Raw genomic sequence first — 17,830 nt, forward strand, 5'->3', positions numbered from 1 at the left:
TTCTGTACTGTATAGGTGTTAAGAGATTTTTTAATTGCTAAAAAAAAAGCCTAAATCTTTATAATTGGGGAATGTAAAGATAGCAGCGTCCAATGCACGGTAGGTGTTCGGATCAATAAAGACAATATCCGACAACCGAAGTGAGGAATTGTGGCTTATTCACTTAGTCCAATTTGTAATAGTTAATAATTAAGATAATATAGTTGTTTATGAAAAAAAATGTACTTTCAGTTGCATTACTTATGATGTCCGGGCTAACTTTTGCCCAAGTCGGAATTGGAACTGCAAATCCAAATGCCGCGGCTCTTTTAGATGTGGAGGCACAAGCAGGTAGTTTTAAAGGGGTTTTAATACCCAGAATTCCTTTATTATCCTTACAATCTAATGCTAATATCAATGGGGGAGAAACTCCCAATAGTTTATTAATTTTTAATACAACAGACAATGCAGAGCTAAAGCCAGGGTATTATTTCTGGTTTGCTAGCCGTTGGGTTCGCTTGATCAGTGCTACGGACGACCTTTTAAAGGATGTGGCTTCAAACGATGAGTTGGCTGTCAACTTAGAACAACAGGTTTTATTTTTGCGTGATACCAACGATAAGATTGTATCTGTCCCTTTAGATGAAGTTAATATTCTGACTCATTTTGAGGCCAATGGACAAGGAAAATATACCTATACCTCAGAAGATCTGACCCAAACAAGCCTTGATATTCCTGCTGATGTTATCCAAAATATCACGCAAATACTACAAGCAGAAAATGTAAAGAATGAGATTATTCAAGCTATTTCCGTTCAAGCTCAAAACTTAACAGGTGATGATATTATTGCGGTCACAGGAGGTGATAAGGCGGTTCTAACGCCAACATCATTGCAGGTAAGAGATAGTAGCATTACGCCAGCTAAACTGCAAGCAGGAGCGAGTAAACAACTATTGATTACAGATGCTACAGGCGTTGTAAAGTGGGTTCATGCAACAGATGAGGTCATTCAAGAAGCGATTAGTCACAGTGAAACGGTAACTTTATTGGTCGATGGTGATGATGGAACGTTTACCTATTACAATGAACAGGATATCGATGCCGAGGGGCAGCTTATTCCTGGTAGAGGAGTAAAGTTTGATGCCAATACGCTGCGTATAACTGAACGCACAGGAGCCAATGGTAAAGGCATTTACGACTTTTACGATGGACAAACATCGGTTGAATCTCCTTTGATGACCATTAGTACACGGGCCAATGCCATTATTGTCGATAATAATTCCACTACAATTCAAGGGGATAACTTGCAACAAATTATTGATAATATCATCCTTAAAATAGAAACAGCACAAGGAACACCAGCGCCGTTAAAAGGAAGGGGTATTTTGGTCAATGAGCAAAATCAAGTCAATCATGCTGTACTTCAGGACATTACATTGTCTTTGGCAGAGTCAGCAGTGACAGAAATAATTCTCGCCGATGCAGCGGTTACTTCACATAAAATTAAAAATAAAGCGGTTACGCCTGCAAAAATTGCACCCGGAGCCAACAAGTATATTTTAGTGACTAAAGAAGGCGAAGCACAGTGGGTAGCGGCTACTGATGCAATCATCAAAGAAGTTGTAACGCTCAATGAAGTCATTACTTTGATGGTGGATCAAGGAAATGGGACGTACACCTATTATAATGAGGAAGGTATTGATGCTCAAGGGCAGCCCATTGAAGCAGCAGGAATACTTATTGATGCCAATACCTTAAGTATTACAAAAGAAGCAGATGGAACTTATGTTTTTCGCGATGGAACATTCGTGGATACGGGGTTACCATTAGCAGTAATTGATATCAAAGGAACGGTGATTGAAGAAATCGACCAGATTATGAATCACGTCGATGTTCAAAATACACTCTATGCTATTATAGCGGCCAAAGGTAAAGCGGCCACAGCTGCTGATGGGTCAATTCAAATTGACCAGGGGGAACATGCTGTATTAAATGCCATGCAACTCTCTGTTGCCAATCAGGGGATTACAACAGAAAAGATTAAACCAGGAGCAGATAAGCAACTGTTAGTCACGAAAAATGGCATCGTACAATGGGTGCCAGTTAGTGATGAACTTATTGGCGATTTAGTCACTTATAACGAAAAAGTGACGCTATTAGATAGTAGCGCCAATAACGGTACTTTTACCTATTATAATGAAGAGTCTATTGATGCAGAGGGAAATATTACGGGTCCAGGTGTCGTCTTTGATGCTAATACTTTAAAAATTGAAGAAAAGAGTGGTGAACAAGGGGTATATGTATTTTACGATGGCAAAACCAGTGTAACTACTCCTTTGATGACGATCGATATTGCGGGCACTGTCATTGAAAAAATGGAAACCATTTTACAAGATTCAAGTGTACAAAACGATATTTATACCACGGTAGCGGCTCAGGGACAACCCGTTACTTCACCTGATCAGTCGATTGCTGTTGGTGGAAATGGCGCAACAGCCGCGTTAAATGCCCTGCAACTTACGATTGCGAATGAAGGGGTTAAAAATGCATCAATTGCTCCTCAAGCAGTAACGACAGATAAAATTCTAGGGGGAGAAACAGGACAAATTCTTGTGACTACCGCAACAGGTGTTGCTCAATGGATGGGGATAGAGGAAGATCCTGTCAAAGAAATCTGGTCGATTAATGAAACTATTACGGAATTAATCGATAATCAGAATGGTACGTTTACCTACTATAAAGAAGATGATTATGACAAAGAGGGCAATCTAAAACCCGGCGCAACAGGTGTCACTTTTAACGCCAATACCCTTCGAATAGAGAAAAACGATCAAAATCAGTATGAATTCTACGATCAGGCTGATGATACAACGCCTATAGCGGTGCTGGATATTGGGGCAAGTGTAATTGAGAATATTACGGAAATCCTCAACAGCGAAGAAGTAGTGAATCAATTGTTTGCTGTGCTGGCTGAAAAAGGGAAAAAGCTTCATTCTACGGATGGCTCTCTAGTGATTACGGGAGGGGATAAAGCAGTACTACATACGGTGATTATCAATATTCAGGAAGGGGGAATAAAAACCAAACACTTGGCTGATGGTGCTGTAAATACACAAAAAATAAGTGCTATAAACGTAGGTAAAGGAAGTGTATTGACTGCAGATGGTGTGGGAAATACGAAATTTGAAACCCCTACGGAAGTGATAAAACCTGCGCTTCAAGGAGACTTAGTTGGAGAAGAGAATGTGATTGTTGTTGAAGGAGGAGAAAATGTGATCGTGGGAGATACAACTAAAAAAGTAATGGTTTCGATTAATGAAGGCGGAATTGTCAATAAACACCTTGGTCAACAAAGCATTAAAGCAGAAAAATTTGATGCTACGGGCGAAATTGAAGGTGCAGTGGCAACCGTGAATGCTAACGGAACGGTCAGTTACAAACCCCTGACAGCAACAGCAATTACACAAACGGGGACGATAACTACGGATGAGGTGATCCACGTGGATCAAACCCAAGGCGTAGTACTGAAAGATCTAGCCTTGAGCGTGAATAATAAATCCATTACTGCTGAAAAATTACAGGCAACAGGAGCCACAGCTGGGGCGGTTGCAACAGCAGATGCTCAGGGTAACGTAAGCTATTTGCCGTTAACACCTGATGCAATTACGGAGAAAGGAAGTATTACAACCGATGCTATTGTCGTGGTCGATGATGGAACAAACAAAGTATTGGGTGATGTGAACATTAGTATTGCGGATAAGGGAATTACAGCAAATCAACTAGCGGATCACACCATTACCAATGATCAAATAGCGCTTACTACCATTACGATTGATAAATTATCCCCAGGGGATGAACAGGGGAAACGCGTCCTAGTTATGGATGACAATCAACTGATAAAATGGGGAGAACTTGATGATATTGTTACAGATGCAGCAGGAAATTTAACCACAGATGACATTGTTGAAATTCAAACAGGAGATGGTGTAAATACATTGTTTAACGATGTGAAATTAGGAATAAAATCGGGGAGTATTACCAATGCAGAACTAGCCGATCAAACGATTCAAATTGGAAAGCTAAATGCAACGGGCTCTCAAGCGGATATGGTGATGGTAACGGATGGGCAAGGAGGTTTTGTCTACATGGATAAGGCATCTATAGTGCAGGAAGGAAAAGATTTAAGTCTAGCAGACGAGTTAGTCTTCTTAGATGGAAATGGATATTCTGCGGTTTTAGCTGATACGAAAATAGGTATTGCTGATGGTGGAATTAGCGAAGCTAAATTAGCGGATGCAGCAGTTACCCCTACTAAAATTTCAAGTGCAGGAGCAGAAGAAAATGCAGTATTAACAGCTGATGGACAAGGTGAGGTTCACTATAAAAAGATTAGTACTCATGCCTTTGATGGGGCAGAAGCTAATTTAACCTCTGATGGCTCGCTGTCTATTCCCTTAGATAATAAAGCGCTGTTACAAGCGGTTGAAATTGGAATTGCAGCAGCAGGAGTTCAAACAAATCATCTTGAAGACAAAGCAGTAACAGTAGGCAAAATAAATGCTGAAACAGCAGCAAATGGTGCTGTACTAACAGCTGATGGCAACGGAAATACGGTGTTTCAAACCTTAGATCATGTAGCAACAGTACAAGGAAAATCAGTAACGTCAGGAGATAGTTCCATTACTGCAACGGCAGGGAATAAAGCTGTTTTGCAACCGCTGGATTTAAAGGTAGCGTCAGGTGGAATTGTAACCACTCACCTATCGGATAAGGCTGTAACAGAAGCTAAAATCGGAACGAATGCAGCAGGTGGTACTGTATTGACAGCAACAGGTCAAGGTGGAGCAACGTTTAAATCCTTAGGAGAAGCCATTGGAAACAGTGGAAAAACCATTTCGGGTGATGCTGGTATTGCCGTAGAAGGAGGTGAGCACGCAGCCTTAGCCGATGTTACCATCGCCATTGAAGAGGGGGGAATTACAACAACAAAGCTAGGGGCTCTAGCAGTGACAAATGAAAAAATAGCCAATAAAACCATAACGGCTTCCAAACTAAAAGGAGAGCGACAACGCACGCTTTTAATTACCAATGAATACGGTGAGGTACTTTGGGCGGATGCCAATGAATCTGTTATTTCAGATCTTGTCGGACATGTGGAATCTCTGACTGTTTTACGCGATAACAACAATGGTACCTTGACCTACTTTAACGAAGCAGATGTCGATCGTTTAGGTAATATTAAGGAAGGGGCTACAGGGAAAAGTTTTGATGCGAATACCCTGAAAATTACCCAAACCACGCCTGGTGTTTTCGTTTTTAAGGATAAGTCAAGCGATGTAGCCTTAGCTACGATCGATGTACGAGCGAGATCTATTGTTTTTGAAAGTAATTCCGATGTGGAATATACCAATGTGGAAGAGGCAATTACACAAATTATCAATCGAATTGAAACTTTAGAAGATTTTGATATCGCCAAAGCGCCATTAAAAGGGCAAGGAATCTTAATTAATGGAAATGCAAGTGAGGCGGATGTGGTCTTCAAAACTGTTGAATTAAGTATTGCCAATGAAGCCGTAACAACAGCGAAGATCAAAGGTGGAGAAGCGAAGCAACTTTTGATCACGGATGTAAATGGAAAAGCAGCTTGGGTAGATGCCACGGACGATATTCTTGGCGAAATTCTTCAAGAACAAGAGCGTGTGACGATTTTGCGCAATGAAGGAGATGGTACGTTTACGTATTTCAATGAAGAAGATGTAGATCAGCAAGGGAATATCATCGGTGAAGGTGTGAAATTCAATGCCAATACGTTGCGTATTGATACCACAACAGCAGGCAAATACGTATTTTATGATCAAGGAAGTAACGTTGCTTTAGCCACCATTGATGTAGAAGCAGATGTCATTGCTAAAATTACCGAAATCTTAGGGGATACCAATGTGCAACAAGCAATTTATACAACAGTTGCCGCTCAGGGTAAAAAAGTAACAACGGATGAAGCTATTGCCGTGAGTGGCGGTGATAAAGCGGTGTTACAGCCCATGACAATTGGATTGAATGATGCAGGAGTTACCACAGCTAAAATTCAAGATTTAGCGGTTACGGCTACTAAATTATTTGCGGGCGAAGGAAAGGCAAATCAAGTGCCAGTAGCTCAAGCGGATGGTTCTGTAGTTTATCAACCAATGGCAGCGGTATTAAATGGAAAAGAACTAAGTGTGGATAATTCACTAACTCTTGTTGGTGATGCTACCAAAGCCGTTTTACAACCGTTTGAATTAAAAATTAATACAGAGGGAATTAATTCCACACACCTACAGAGTCATGCGGTTACTGTGGATAAAATTAGCACAGCAGGGGCTGATTTAGGTGCTGTATTAACAGCAGATGGATCTGGAAATGCGGTGTTTGCAGCGGTAACAGAAGCTGTTGCTCCGGCTCTGAATGGCGATTTAGTTGGTGAAGGAGCTGTTGCGGTTAGCGGTGGTGAAAATGTCCTATTTGGGGATGAAACCACAAGCGTAACTGTAAAGTTAAAAGAGGGCGGAGTAAAAGGAAATCACATTGCAGCTACAACAATTACCAACACTAATCTTGTTGATGCGACGATTCAGGCCGCTAAATTGACTGCAGGGGCAGGCGTAGCCAATCGCGTAGCTGTTGCTAATGCGGCAGGTCAAGTAACCTATCAGCCACTGACAACAGCCGTATTAACTGAAAAAGGAAAAATTTCTACGGATAATATTATTACCGCTTCTGATAATGGTGTGGATAAAGTATTGGCAGATGTGACTTTAAGTGTAGCCAATAATTCCATTAAACCAGAGAAATTACACGGCAATGGAAAAGCCGCAGGTAGTGTATTAACGGTAGGTGCAAATGGCGTAACAGTAGAGTATGAGCCGATCAATGCACAGAATATTACAGGGACAGGAAATATGACGACTGATAGTAGTCTAACAGTGAATGATGGAATAGGAAAAGTGTTAGGCGATGTAAAATTAGGAATCAAAAACAAGGGAGTAGGTACAACTCAATTGGCTGATTCGGCAGTTCAAACCGAACAGCTAGCAGACAATGCTGTTACAACAGCTAAGATCTCTGCAGCGGGAATTACAGCAGCTAGTATGCTGGTAACGCCTGGCGATGGAACAGTAGGTTGGGCTGAATTAGGGGATATAGTGAGTGAAACTGCGGGTGATTTAACGACGGATACGATTATTCAAATTACCGCAGGGGATGGAGAAAAAGCCCTATTGAAAGATGTTACCTTGAGTATTGCGGATAGTAGTATTACACGAGATAAACTCAGCTCAAAAGAAAATGGCGTAGACAAAGAAGAAGATTATATTTTAGTAACCGATGGAGTAGGCGGATTTGATTACGTATTGAAAAATGCTGTACAAGCAGGAGGAGAAAACTTAACGTTAGGGAATTCGCTTGTTTTTGCTGATGGAACTGATGGGTTAAATGTAGTATTAGCTCCGACAAAGATCGAAGTGGCAGATGGAGGAATACAAACGGCAAAATTAGCCAATGCGGCAGTAACCGTAGCTAAAATCAATGCGGAAGAAGCTGCTGAACATACGGTGCTTACTGCTGATGGTAATGGTACAGTAGCCTTTAAGGCCTTGCACGCTACTGCTTTTGATGGGCAAGGAGCCAATTTAGTCTCTGATGGTTCGATTGAAGTAGCCTCAGATAATAAAGCAGTACTAGCGGAAACCGCCCTTGCTATTGCAACTGGCGGGGTGGATAGCAAGCACATTAAAACGAAGGCTGTATCAACGGATAAATTAGCCTCAACTGTAGGGGAAGGCCAGGCAGGATTAGGTAGTATTTTGACGGCAGATGGTCAAGGAGGAGCCGCCTATCAATCCTTTGACACCATTGCGAGTACGCAAGGTAAAGCTGTGACTTCTACTGATGGAACTATTGCAGTTTTAGCAGGAAATAAAGCTGCCCTACAACCGTTAGATTTAGGTCTTGTTCACGGAGGAATTAAAGAAAAACATATTGCTGAGCGAAATGTTACTGCATCTAAAATTGGTTCGGAAGACAAAGAAATGGGCTTAGTCCTGCTGTCGGATGGACAAGGAGGTGCGAATTTCATTGAAATGAATACTGTTTTCTCTGAGGTTGGAAAAGAACTGAATTCGGGAACGGGTATTATTATCACAGGTGCTGGAAAAGAACATGCGTTGTTAGGAGATGCTACAGTAAATATCAAGCAAGGGGGAGTAAGTGAACTTGAACTTGCAGATGGTGCAGTAGTGACGAAGAAGATTGCTAATGTAAATGTTACAGCTGCTAAAATTAGTTCTAAAAATGAAAGTAATGTCAATGCAACAGCTGGTTTTGCTTTAGTAGCAGATGGAACTGGAGGAGCAAAATTTGCAGCTGTAGGAACTTCGGAAACAGGCGATTTAAAAGGCTCTGCTTCCATTGAAGTAAACAATGGTGCTGGTGCTGTTTTACGCGAGGCTACGGTTATGGTTAAAAATAAGGGAATCGGTACAACTCAGTTGGCTGATAATGCTGTGACAGCAACCCAATTGGCGAATAATGCCGTGACGCAAGCAAAGCTTATCAACGGAGCCGTAACAACGGATAAGTTAGCAGACGATGCTGTAGTCAATGATAAAATTGCAAATGCCACCATTTCAGGTACTAAATTGAGACAAAACACCATTGCCGAGAGTAAAATTCAAGATAATGCTATTACAACAGCAAAACTGAAAAATGGAGCGGTAACCGCCGGAAAAATAAATCCTGAAACCGCAACCGTAGGCCATGTGTTAACGGTAGAAGCCGGGGGAGAAGTAGCCTTTAAAGCACCTACGGGTAGTTCAATTACCAGAAGAAATTTACAAGGAAATGAATCCATCGGGGTAAGTAATGGACAAAATGCAGTATTAGAAAATGTAACCCTGTCTATTAAAAACCAAGGGATTAAGGAGAGTCATATCGCAGCCAATGCAGTGGGAGAAACCCAACTTAAAAATGGTGCAGTTGGTACAAACCAGATCCAGAACGATGCCGTAGGCTATAACCAATTACAAGGAGCAGCAGTAAGAGGTCATGTGATCGACGATCAGGGAGTACTGCCTGAAAAGATTTCCTCTGTAGAAGGAAATGATCCAGTGGAAGAAGGATTAGTATTAATGGCTGATGGACAAGGAGGGGCTTCTTTTAAACCTGTTGTTACGAATAAACCAGCTATGCCTAAATTCTTTTATGCACCTTCCTTCTATGTGGAAATTGAACCAGGAACGAGAAATCGAAATGTAGATGTCTATGCAGTGTATGTAGAGCAATTTGGTACGCCAAAGGCAATTAGTCCTAACGCCCAAATAACAAGTTTACCTGTTTTAGCTGAAACAGAATTAGATTATCTTGTTTTGCACTATGATGAAGAAATGGTCTATGATGTAAGCATTACAAACGAAGGGAAATTAATTTACTCGGTCTATAGTGATGTTATTCCTGGTACGAGTGCTTATTTTAATGTTGTTTTTAGTGTTAGAGACTAAGGATACCCAGAAAAGAAATCGCCTATTGTTTGACAATAGGCGATGTAATAGTATGAATGCAAACAGAAAGAACACGATGATAAAAAGAATAACCGTAGGGGTCTTGTTTTTGGTTAGCGGATTAATCTTTGCCCAAAATGAACGCCTGTTTCCCTATCGTATCTCCTTAACTGGAACAACGAAACCCTCTGAGATTACGGAGTATTTTGGTAAACCTCATTTAGCTACCTCTTCGGAGCGCTATTCGGAAGATGGTATTGCTTTAACCTATAAAGAAGGGGACCAAATCCAAGAGTTTAGTGGATTCTCCTTAGATGCTATTCCTTTTACCTCTGAATTTGGAGTAATTATTGAGTTTAAATATGCCATGGTGGATGGGCAGACCTTCAACGGACGTTATGGGGATGGAATGAGCTTGTTTATTTACGATAGTAACAAGGATTTTGAAATTGGAGCACATGGCGCCAGTTTGGGCTATGCATATCGAAATAATGAGTATGAAACCCCTAATGTAGCTGGACTGAATGGTGCCTATTTAGGTGTGGGGTTGGATGTATATGGCGACTTTAAAACGAGAAGTATCGTTGAACACGAAAAACGAGAAGGTATTTGGGGACACAATTGGAGTGAAGTAGGAAGCCATATTACCATTCGCGGAGGACAACTTAAAAACAATCGCTATAAAGGCTATCCGGTCTTGTATACGATTAATGCCAATAAGAAATGGACAATTAATCGCGCTCGCTTAGCATACGATACAGGAGAATATGATTTTTATGAAGAACAAGGACTTAAAACCTTTGAAATGCATACCGGCTATGATGTGAAGGGAAACATAAAATACAACAAGGTGATTGTTGGGGTTACCCCAAGTGCTAAAGGAGGAACAGAATTAGAAGTTCGCGTGGCAGATGATCGAGGAGAAGGAGTTTTTATTCGCGGATTGCATTATCCTGATGCATTTAAAACTTTCGATCAAGAAGGGAATCTATATAATTTTGAAACAACTATCCCAGCTAATTTTAAAATTGGTTTCGCCGCAGCCACTGCTGGTGCTTATCAAAAACATTTGGTAAAAGATATTGTGGTTCGTTTACCTTATGAGCCAGAAATGGAGGATTTAGTTGTTTTTTTCTGTCATAAAAAGGAAGATAATGAAGGGAGATCCGTTGATTTTGATGTGTATGATGATACTTATTTTTATTCGGGTTCGTTGACGAATCGCCCTACTGGGGGTAATTCAAGCAATTTTGTTGATTATACCAGCTTTCGATTTGAAGATGAAGAAGGGTATGCCATATCTAGCAACCCTTTTAAATACGTAGAGCAAGGGGTGGGGACATGGGAATATGATGGCAATCGTACTGTTGTGTTTACCGCAGAACGCGATGACTTGGAAAAAGGAGAATACTCCATTTATTATTCAGCAAAAGGAGTTGATAAAGGTCCTAATGGTGGACCGTTTGGTGAGGATGTATACCGTTCTCGTCCAACGAAATTAACAGTACTTGTCGATGGATGTAAAAAATTAATCAACCCCAACTTACCGATAAAAGCTATTGTCGAATAGCGCTAATTAAAGGGGAAAACGATACAAAACGAGAGGTTAACTACGGTTGGCTTCTCGTTTTTTATTTTGATCCAAGCAAACCGCTTTGTTTGCGTATATCCGTTTAGCAAGCAATCGATTTTTTTGTTTGTAAAAAAACGACTCACCTAATACTATTCTGTAAATATATTATTTCAGCTGTTTTTGTTTGAGATAAGATGTTACTATTTAATAAACAAATCTTTTAATTAGTTGAAAGAAACTTTTGTCACAAATATTGATTAAATTTGTGACAATAATATATGTGTTTTTTGATTAAATCTAGTAGTAATCAGATAGTAGAGAAGATTTCTAAATCTAAGCGCGGTGAAATTTTTTTCGCTAATGATTTTGTTAAATATGGCACAGCTGAAAATATTCGCCAAGTACTCTCTCGTTTAGAAAAAGAAAACCTTATTGAACGATTAGCTCATGGTATTTATATAAAACCAAAGCAAGATTCTTTATTAGGAACAATTTATCCTAGTATAGAGGAAATTGCAAATGAGATTGCAAAAAGAGATAAGGTGCGTATAGCACCAACTGGTGTATTAGCGTTGTATTTATTAGGATTAACAACTCAAATACCATTAAAGACTGTTTATTTGACTGACGGGTCTCAAAGAGAAATTAAGGTTGGAAATAGGAAGATTAATTTTAAGAGGACTGTCCCTAAAAATCTTATGATAAAAGATAATCTATTACATTTAGTAGTGCAGGCTTTTAAAGAAAAAGGCCAAAAAGAAAGTACAGATTCTTTTTTAACTACTATTAAATTAGCTATTGATAAAATAGATCCGCGGGTGATAGAATCTCAATTGAAATTTGCTCCAGTTTGGATTCAAAAAGAAATTAAAAAACTAGAACCCTATTTAAAATAAAAAATCCGTAAATATCACTATTTACGGATTTACAAGCCATTTATGGCTTTGAAGTCGGGGTGGCAGGATTCGAACCACTCCTTGTAAGTATCTTTAAATCAATCAATTGTCTTGTTTGTTTGAAACCAACTCACCTAATAGTTCACCTTAGTAAATTAGGTTAAAATCAAATATAATACTTTTAAATGTTTTAAAAAAGTACTAAAAAGTTAAATAATTACCTGTTTTTCTAAATGATGTAAGTAAATATTTTAATCAACATCTATGTTTTTACTTTGATTTATTTTTATCTTGTTTTTTAGTATTTTGTTATGTTTGTTTCATATTACCTGTTAATTAATTTAGTTTGATGTATTTTGTTATGGAATACTAAACTTGTTAAGGTGTTTTTTGGTTGTCGGGGTGTCTATTTGGCTTTAGTTAACTATTTTTATGGAGTAAAAGATTGAACTATTTTTAATTCTATTGAATAATGGATATAATTTATTGTTCTCAAAATTAAATGTTATCTGCTCTTTTTTTGCATTAACCATATTTCTGAATTATCTGATTTAGGATAATATTTATTCTAATACTAGCAAAAATTAAATGGAAATTTTAATAATTTACAACTTAGACAATTGGGAAAAGTGCATGTGTTGTTAGATTTTCAAAATACACCTTTTGTATCAAGTGCTGTTTGAATTAATTTTATGCATATCTCATCTTTTGAGTTAGTAAACATCCTAGTGATTAGTTTCTTCTGAATCTTGAAGACGAATTATTGATTCAAGAATGTGTGTAATGTCATTGTAGAAGTAAGTATCTATCTATTAGATGTCAGACAGCGAGGAAACGAAATCGAAAACAAGCCCTTCAATATTGATTGATTGTAATAAATCTTTCTGGAGTTTTAGCTGATAGATTATTAAAAATGAGCTATCTTCTGAAGATAACTCATTTTTGTACTTATATAATCACTTGCTAGTTTAATTATTTATATCTATTAGTGATAATAGTATATAGAATTATTGTTTTTGTAGATAAAGAATGCCTAAAATATTTACTTTTTCTTAGGTACTTTTTTACAAAATTGTGTAGGAGATTTTTCAATAAATACCCTGATAAAAACAGAATAAATTGAATTACATTTATTCCGGAAGACTTAGAACTGAAAAAACAGCACTGAACATCGGAATTAGGGCTTTTGCATATTGATGATCATTGATGGTACAAAAAGAACCTTTTTCATAGTTATAAGATTTCTTAATGTTATTTATAAGTATGAGTTTTTCTGGAGTACAGTTTTGTTCAATTAAACTGAAAATTTTATTGAAAACTTCTGCTTTATTACGATCATCGTCATATAAGAAATTGTTAGTTAAGGATAATAGCTGGTTAGTAAAAGAGTTTTCCATTTTTAATTATATTTTCCGATTTGAATTTCAAATATAATTAAAATATATTGTATTAAGTGTGTGAAAATCTATAATATCTTGTAATGTTTGAATAAATAAACTTAAAATGCTAATACAAAGGGAGGAAACTGTAAATTAAGATTGAGATGTTTTGGGAATAATTTATACAAATTATACAGGTTGAGAAAGTGCTTTTTCAGTTGCTTCATCTTATTTTAAATTGAAAATAATGATTGTGAAATATAATTTAAATCCAAGGTATTGGAATGATAATATGAAAAAGAGGACTCAAACCGATATCAGCAATATTAAAGCTATTATTGAGATTTATAGACTTTTGTAGATACGAAATTAGTTCTTGAGGATACTTAGGTCTATATAAGTTATATTGGTTTGCTCTTTGCGAAAAACGCAAAGTTGATTGATATTTATTCATAGATGATTTTTTATAATTCTATTTGTTTTTTTTATTGGTCGCAGACTGTAGTTAAAACTATGCACTTTAGTGCATTTAGCTTTCAGCTTCTAAAAATGTTTACCTTTGATATATGGAATATCAACGAACCGGAGGACATAGTGTATCACGTTTAACCGCCCATATAGTATGGGTGACTAAATATCGTTATCCAGTATTGGAAGGAGATATTCAGATACGTTGTCGTAGTCTGATCATTCACATTTGTGAAGCAGAAGATATTCAAATTTTAAAAGGTGTAGTATCAAAGGATCATGTTCATCTTCATATAGAATATCGACCATCTCAAAACATAAGCAATATTGTCAAACTCTTCAAGGGTCGTACCTCAAGGAAACTCCAAATAGAATTTCCTGAGTTGAAGTACAGATATTGGGGACGTCACTTTTGGGCAATAGGCTTTGGTTGTTGGAGTACAGGAAATATTACTGATGAAATGCTAAATCAATATCTTGAACACCATCGTAAACCAAATGATAACGGAGGTAACTTTATACTTGAGTAAGTAGCTCCACCCAGGCAGACTTTAGTCTGCTTTAACAAACTATGGACTTTCAGTCCATAGTGGTTTATTTAAAGTATTTAAAATGTATTTTATATTGTTTATTCTTTTAAAAAGTGTTATTTTAGTGAAATAGTACTCCTAAACTTTATTGATAAAATGATTGAAGAGCTGTAATTAAAGGTTACGGCTTTTTTGTTTTTTAAGTTATCTGAAGTGATATTTAGTTAGTAATTTTTTGAGAAAAAAATAAGTAAAAGAAATAAATATGGGAAAAGAAAGTATGGAAAAACTTAGTAGAAGTGAGCAAATAGTCCAATTATTTTTTAATTATTTGGATCAGCACATTTTAGATGTAATAAACGGTTGTCAGAGAGAATTTTTTGAAATAAATCAAATTGCTAAGAATTTAGCAATTTCACATCAACATTTAACTGACACTGTTCAAAAAGAAACTGGTAATCATCCTTGTTACTTTTATGATTTGAAGATTATAGATAAAGCAAAGGAAATAATTTTAAATACAGATTATTCTCTAGCAGAAATTGCCAATATTTTTACTTATGATCCCTCTAATTTTTCTAAGTTCTTTAAGAAATTTACAGGAGTCCCTCCTGGGAAGTATAGAAAAATGCATCGTTAGAAATTTCCGAAAAGTTCACCATGCTACTGTTTTAAGTTATGCTCAACTTTACAATATTAATTGTGAATATTAAAAGTAAATTTAACATGGAGAAGACTAATTTAAAAGGAAAAGTAGTTTTAATTACAGGCGGGGCTAAAAATCTTGGAGGTTTATTAAGTAGAGATTTTGCTTTGCAAGGAGCTAAGGTTGCAATTCATTACAATAGTGATCACAGTAAAATGGAAGCTGAGAAAACGCTTGCTGATATTATAAAACATGGAGGTGAAGCTTTTTTATTTCAGGCTGATTTAACTAATGTAGAGAATATATCTACCTTTTTTAAAGAAACCAAACAGCGTTTTGGGGGAATTGACATAGCAATTAATACAGTTGGTATGGTACTTAAAAAACCTTTTTCAGAAACAACCGAAAAGGAGTATGATCAGATGTTTGCTATAAATGCTAAAGTAGCTTATTTCTTTATACAAGAAGCAGGTAAATATTTAAATGATAATGGTAAAATTTGTTCAATAGTAACATCACTTTTGGCTGCTTATACAGGAATGTATTCTACTTATGCAGGAGCAAAGGCTCCTGTAGAACATTTTACAAGAATGGCATCTAAAGAATTTGGGCATAGAGGAATTTCGGTTACTGCAGTAGCTCCTGGGCCAATGGATACACCTTTTTTCTATGGTCAAGAAACTGAAGATGCTGTATCTTATCACAAATCAGCTTCAGCTTTAGGAGGCTTAACTAAAATAGAGAATATTGCTCCTTTAGTTGAATTTCTAGTCACAAAAGGTTGGTGGATTACAGGGCAAACTATTTTTGCAAATGGAGGATACACAACTAGATAATAGTAAAAAGTGCTTAGAAAATCTAAGCACTTTTTATTTGATTATAAACCAATAAAATAGATTGAAATTCACTATGAACTAGATTTTAGTGAAGTAAATAATCTTTTTATTGTGGATAATTAGATATATTTGATTGATGTAATGAGAATATTCTAAGTGTTTATTCCTCATTTCTTGGGGTAAAATAAAGTTATTTAGTACATGGGGTATTAAATAGTATTTGAACTTAATCAAATACGAAGTACAAAATAATTTTTTAAAATTCTATAAAGACATGTTGAGTAATTATAAATTAGGAATTATAGTAGATAATCATAGATTGTTTGCAGATTCTTTTTCTGCACTTTTGGAAAAAACAGGTTTATTTGATCATATTCATATAGAGTCAGATACAAATAAACTACTTCAATTCCTTATAAAGAATTCTAGGAAAAAGGTTTTTCTATTCTTGGATTATTATTTGGATAATGATAGAGTAGGGGTAGATATAATTAATGATGTTCGTCGCTTAAATAAAAATACCAATATAATTGTAGTAACTACTGTAACAAACCCTGGTGTAATTCAGCAAATCAATGTACGTACTCCAGAGGGGATAATATCAAAAGTTTCTGGATTTGATATTATATTAGATTGTATTCAAAATGTAGAGCGAGGTAAGACTTATTGTTGTCCTATTATAAAAGACAAACTTGAAAAGGTTGATGCTGAAGTTGTATTATTTACTTCTAGGCAAATTGAAATATTAAAGTGTTTTGCTTCAGGTCTATCAGTACCACAAACATCTGATAAATTGCATATTAGTTTAAATACTGTGGTTACACATCGTAGACGAATGATGCAAAAGGCTGATTGCAACACTATAATTAAATTATTAGACTATGCATATAAGGTTAGAATATTAGAGCGAAATTAACCTAGTAAAATTGAATAGTTTTAATGTAGTCAATAATTAGGATGATACTTTTAGATAATGATATTTAATGAAAGAATAATGTGGTCCCTTATTTTAGGGATTTTTTCTGTGTTTATTTATGCAAAAAAAATAAACCAAAGTGAATTCGATAAAGTGACCAATTTATATAAAAAAGGTCAATTAAAACAAGAAGCTTATATGCGAAAGATGGATTCTGTGGCCAATGTAATGTTAGATGAGGGGGTGTTTTATGAAGTTACAGAAATGGTTGAAATCTTTAAAGAATATGAACAAATAGCTTGGAGTAAAAAAAGATATAGTGAAAGACGGAGTGATTATTTTGTTATTTTATTAAACAATGCCTACTTGTCTAGTAAATGGGGGGCTTCTATATTTTATGCAGAGAAAATAGCACAACAAAACAGTATTGATGGACATCCTCGTCCTTTAGTTGAACCAGCTATAAAGGTTTACATTTATGATTTATTAGGGCTTGAAGAAAAGGTATTGAAAGAGTATAAAACGAATATTAATTCTTTTAAAGAGATATTAAAGAAGGTTGAAAATAATCCTAGTAAATATTATTGGGAAGGAGTGGATATTTTACGATTGTGGATATCCTAATGAAATCCGGACAATTAGTTAAGCAGCTTTATTAATATTTATTATTTGATTAAATTCGTTGATTGTCTGATAGTTTAAGTAGGAGTGTCTACGTTTTTTATTGTACCAGAGTTCTATATATTCAAAGACTTTAGCCTCCATTTGCTTTGTATTTAGTTGTAAATTTCCATAAATCATTTCCACTTTTAGGGATTTAAAGAAGCTTTCTGCTACGGCGTTATCCCAACAATTAGCCTTTACTCATTGGTTATTATCTATTTTGGTATTCGTGATGTGCTTTGCAGTTCTACTCATGTTTCTAACAACATTAAAGGACTCTAAATAGTTAGCAAATTTGTAGTTAGCATATTGTACTCCTTGGTCAGAATGGAAAATTAATCCGTCTTCAAAAGATCTGTTCTTTTTAGCCATTTTAAAGGCTGCTAAAGTGGTGTTTTCCGTTGACATATC

Annotated in this window: 8 protein-coding genes and 2 pseudogenes; 8 read left to right on the top strand and 2 right to left on the bottom strand. The window is 36.3% G+C overall.

The window, feature by feature from the left end:
• The first annotated feature begins 209 nt into the window (after positions 1 to 209).
• From ACPDHL_RS08730 to ACPDHL_RS08765, 8 genes are all read left to right on the top strand, one after another.
• On the top strand, positions 210 to 9,512 hold the full coding sequence (locus tag ACPDHL_RS08730; protein ID WP_430532389.1) for a hypothetical protein: 9,303 nt from the start codon (positions 210 to 212) through the stop codon (positions 9,510 to 9,512).
• A 76-nt stretch (positions 9,513 to 9,588) separates the two neighbouring features.
• Positions 9,589 to 11,082 (top strand): hypothetical protein, encoded by a 1,494-nt coding sequence (locus tag ACPDHL_RS08735; protein WP_430532390.1) that lies wholly within the window; start codon positions 9,589 to 9,591, stop codon positions 11,080 to 11,082.
• 290 nt (positions 11,083 to 11,372) lie between these two features.
• The gene (locus ACPDHL_RS08740; RefSeq protein WP_430532391.1) at positions 11,373 to 11,981 is read left to right on the top strand and encodes a DUF6088 family protein; all 609 of its coding nucleotides are present in this window, start codon (positions 11,373 to 11,375) and stop codon (positions 11,979 to 11,981) included.
• A gap of 1,945 nt (positions 11,982 to 13,926) precedes the next feature.
• A complete protein-coding gene (tnpA, locus tag ACPDHL_RS08745; protein WP_182646504.1) occupies positions 13,927 to 14,358 on the top strand; it encodes an IS200/IS605 family transposase in 432 nt (143 codons plus the stop codon).
• Positions 14,359 to 14,623: 265 nt separating this feature from the next.
• Positions 14,624 to 14,998: a helix-turn-helix domain-containing protein gene (locus ACPDHL_RS08750; protein ID WP_182646505.1), complete on the top strand. Its 375-nt coding sequence runs from the start codon at positions 14,624 to 14,626 to the stop codon at positions 14,996 to 14,998.
• 86 nt (positions 14,999 to 15,084) lie between these two features.
• Positions 15,085 to 15,840: an SDR family oxidoreductase gene (locus ACPDHL_RS08755; RefSeq protein ID WP_430532392.1), complete on the top strand. Its 756-nt coding sequence runs from the start codon at positions 15,085 to 15,087 to the stop codon at positions 15,838 to 15,840.
• 274 nt (positions 15,841 to 16,114) lie between these two features.
• A complete protein-coding gene (locus ACPDHL_RS08760; RefSeq protein WP_430532393.1) occupies positions 16,115 to 16,756 on the top strand; it encodes a LuxR C-terminal-related transcriptional regulator in 642 nt (213 codons plus the stop codon).
• A 57-nt stretch (positions 16,757 to 16,813) separates the two neighbouring features.
• A complete protein-coding gene (locus ACPDHL_RS08765; protein WP_220485272.1) occupies positions 16,814 to 17,380 on the top strand; it encodes a hypothetical protein in 567 nt (188 codons plus the stop codon).
• Positions 17,381 to 17,398: 18 nt separating this feature from the next.
• Here ACPDHL_RS08765 and ACPDHL_RS08770 read toward each other — a convergent pair.
• Positions 17,399 to 17,599 (bottom strand): annotated as a pseudogene (locus ACPDHL_RS08770) (IS3 family transposase); the annotation flags it as partial.
• Between the two features lie 21 nt (positions 17,600 to 17,620).
• Positions 17,621 to 17,830, bottom strand: a pseudogene (locus ACPDHL_RS08775) (hypothetical protein); the annotation flags it as partial.

The sequence above is a fragment of the Myroides sp. C15-4 genome, assembly GCF_050522745.1.
Classification (GTDB): domain Bacteria; phylum Bacteroidota; class Bacteroidia; order Flavobacteriales; family Flavobacteriaceae; genus Flavobacterium.